This window comes from Micromonospora mangrovicola, from assembly GCF_047200535.1.
In the GTDB taxonomy this organism is placed as follows: Bacteria; Actinomycetota; Actinomycetes; order Mycobacteriales; family Micromonosporaceae; genus Micromonospora.
In genome coordinates, this window is record NZ_JBJZOG010000205.1 from 1 (window position 1) to 3054 (window position 3054).

2 protein-coding genes and 1 pseudogene are annotated in these 3054 nt (G+C 72.0%); 1 reads left to right on the forward strand and 2 read right to left on the reverse strand.

All coding sequences use genetic code 11. From position 1 onward, the window contains the following. The first annotated feature begins 185 nt into the window (after positions 1-185). Positions 186-875: a lysophospholipid acyltransferase family protein gene (locus tag ACL02O_RS33905; RefSeq protein ID WP_412822268.1), complete on the forward strand. Its 690-nt coding sequence runs from the start codon at positions 186-188 to the stop codon at positions 873-875. Positions 876-905: 30 nt separating this feature from the next. Here ACL02O_RS33905 and ACL02O_RS33910 read toward each other — a convergent pair whose 3' ends face one another. Both ACL02O_RS33910 and ACL02O_RS33915 read right to left on the reverse strand, forming a co-directional pair. Continuing rightward, positions 906-2375 carry a cryptochrome/photolyase family protein gene (locus ACL02O_RS33910; protein ID WP_412822269.1) on the reverse strand — a complete coding sequence of 490 codons (1470 nt, stop codon included), beginning with the start codon at positions 2373-2375 and terminating at the stop codon, positions 906-908. An 84-nt stretch (positions 2376-2459) separates the two neighbouring features. Next, a pseudogene (locus tag ACL02O_RS33915) lies at positions 2460-3054 on the reverse strand (hypothetical protein); the annotation flags it as partial.

Here is a 3054-nt window from a genome sequence, read left to right on the forward strand (position 1 = left end):
GCGGCCGGCTGTGGGGACCGGGGGGGTGTGGGGGGGGGGGGAGGCCGGGTTGGGGGTGGGGGGGGTGGGGGTGCCCCCCCCCCCCCGCCGGACCACCGAGCGGGCCACCGACCACCCGATCCGACCGGCGTGAAACCGTCCGCTACCGTGACACCGCCTGCTCACGTACGACTGCCGGAGGACCCGTGCCGCTGCTCTACACCATCGGCAAGCTCACCGTGGCGCCCGCGCTCCGGTTGGCCTTCCGTCCGCACGTGGAGGGGTTGGAGCACATCCCGGCGACCGGCGGCGCGATCTTCGCAGGCAACCACCTCTCCGTCGCCGACGAGCTGCTCCTCGGCACCGTGGTGCCGCGGCACCTGGCCTTCTGGGCCAAGTCGGAGTACTTCAAGGGCACCGGCGTGAAGGGTGCGTTCTCCAAGTTCGTGCTCACCGGGTTGGGCGCCATCCCGGTGGAGCGGGCCGGCGGGCGGGCGGCGCTGTCCGCGTTCGACGCGGCCATTCCCGTGCTCAAGGCCGGTGACCTGGTCGCCGTCTACCCGGAGGGGACCCGTTCCCCGGACGGGCGGCTCTACCGCGGGCGCACCGGCGCGGCGCGGCTGGCGGTGGCGGCCGGCGTGCCGCTCATCCCGGTCGGCGTGACCGGCACCGACAAGGCGCAGCCGATCGGTACGCGGGTGCCCCGGCCCGGTCGGGCGGAGATCGGTATCCGGTTCGGCAAGCCGCTGGACTTCACCGGCCGGTCCGACGACCGGACCTCGTTGCGCGAGATGACCGACGAGCTGATGGCCGAGATCCAGAAGCTGACCGGCCAGGAGTACGTGCCGCGCTACGCCCCGAAGCGCGTCGAGCCCACCGTCGACCCGACCGCCTGAGCAGACCGGTGGGCCGGCCTGCCGCCGGGGTCACGGTGGATCGCTGCCCCGCTGCTTCTCCTGGGCGATCACGGCGTCCAGGTCACTGAGCCGTTCCAGCTGCTTCATCGTGCGGGCCATCCGGGCGTTCGACGGGATCCGGCTGCGGTTGCCGGCAAGGAACGCCCAGTAGCCGGCCGTGAACGGGCAGGCACCGTCGCCGAGGCGCTTGCGCGGGTCGTACCGGCAGCCGCCGCAGTAGTCGCTCATCCGGTTGATGTACGCGCCGCCCGAGACGTACGGCTTTGTGGTCATCCGGCCCAGGTCGGCGTACTGGCTCATGCCGACCACGTTGCCGGTCATCACCCACTCGTAGCCGTCCACGAAGCGGGTCCGGAACCACTCGACCAGCTCGGCCGGTCGCCAGCCCCGCTGCAGCGCGTAGTTGCCGAGCACCATCAGCCGGGGGATGTGGTGCGTCCACGCCCGGTCCCGGACGCCGGCGAGCACGTCGGAGAGGCAGTGCGCGTCGACGGCGTCCGCGTCCAGGTCGTTCCACCAGTCCGGCACCGACCGCCGCGCGCGCAGCTCGTTGCTGGTGCGCCAGGACGGCTCGAAGTACCAGTAGCTGTGCCAGATGTAGTCCCGCCAGCCCATCACCTGGCGGATGAAGCCCTCCACGCTGGCCAGCGGCGCCCCCTGCTTCCGGTACGCCTGCTCGGCGCCCCGGACCGCCTCCATCGGGTCCAGCAGGCCCAGGTTGAACGCGGCGGAGAGCATGCTGTGCGCCAGCCACGGGTCGGTGGAGAGCATCGCGTCCTCGTACGGGCCGAACGCGGCCAGCCGGTGCCGGAGGAAGTGCCGCAGCCGCGCCTTGGCCTCCTTGACCGTGGCGGGGAAGCGGCGGGGACCGTCCCGACCGGCGAACCGGATGCCCTGCCGCTCCCAGCGGTCCAGGTCGGCCCGGACCTCCGCGTCGATGTCGTTCTCCTTCGGCATCGGCGCGGGCGGCACGTCGAGCTTCCCGTCCTTCGGCGGTGGCTCCCGGTTCTCGGTGTCGTAGCTCCACCGGCCGCCCGCCGGGTCGCGGCCGTCCAGGAGAACCCCGTGGTGCTCCCGGGCGAACCGGTAGAAGGGCTCCATCCGCAGCGCACCCCGGCGACCGTCGGCCCAGTCGGCGAAGTCCGTCAGGCTGGTCACGTACCCCCGGGCCGGCAGCACGGTGACCCGGTCCAGGTCGCGGACGAAGGCCAGGGCGGCGCGTGAGGTCGGGTGACAGACCTCGAGCGGCTCGCGGACCTTCCGCAACGCCTGCCCGTACGTCTCGGCTCGGAGGAAGATCGCCTGGTCGCCCAGTTCGGCGGCGCGGTGGCGGAGCGCGGACAGGATCAGGTGGGCCTTCTGCCGGTGGTAGACACGGCGTCGGAAGACCGCCTTCGACTCGATCAGCAGGACCGGTTGCTTCCGGTCGTCGAGGAAGTGCGGCCCCAGTTGATCGGCGAAGAGCCAACGCCGCGACATGTCCCGATTCTCCCCCGAAACGCCCAAAGTGCGGGGGAGGGACACAGAAGCTTTACGTGTTTGATATGTGACTTAACGTCACTGTCAGGATTGTTTCGGGGTCACCACCTGGCTGCGCAACTGGTCCAGCAGGCGGGCGCTGTCGTCGACGGAGAGCCGGCTGAAGACCCCGGTGGTCAGGCTGCCGTGGTCGACCGAGGTGCAAACCACCACCGCATCGCCGTCCGTCCGGCCCACCGCGCACCGCTCGTAGCGGCCCCGCACGCCGGTCTCCACCGGGACGACCTCGCCCAGCGAGTACCGGTCCCTGAGGCGGGCGATCTCGGCGTCGGCGTCCGATTCCGGGGTAAGGCGGATACCCGTGCCGCCGAAGAGAGCCACCCGCTTGCCGTCGCTCGTGCCGTAGATCCCGGCGAAGGTGTCCTCGGCGAGCAGGTGGGACTGGCGCACCTCGGACTTCAGCTGCTCGGCGGCGGCCTGGCTGCGCTCGTCGTCCCGCAGTCGCAGGTCCCTGATCTGGTCGGGGAGCGCCGCGCTGGCCGGGTACTGGCTGGAGAGTGGCTGGGCCCACCAGAGCGGGACGCCGCAGCAGCAGGCGACCGTCAGCAGCAGCATCCAGGGCCAGCGACGTCGGCGGCGGACCGGGACGGCCACGTACCCCTTCGGGGGTCGCCACCCG

What these genes read in the sequence shown, in the direction of transcription:
- ACL02O_RS33910 (WP_412822269.1), bottom strand. Translation starts at nt 2,375, where the DNA reads ATGTCGCGGCGTTGGCTCTTCGCCGATCAACTGGGGCCGCACTTCCTC.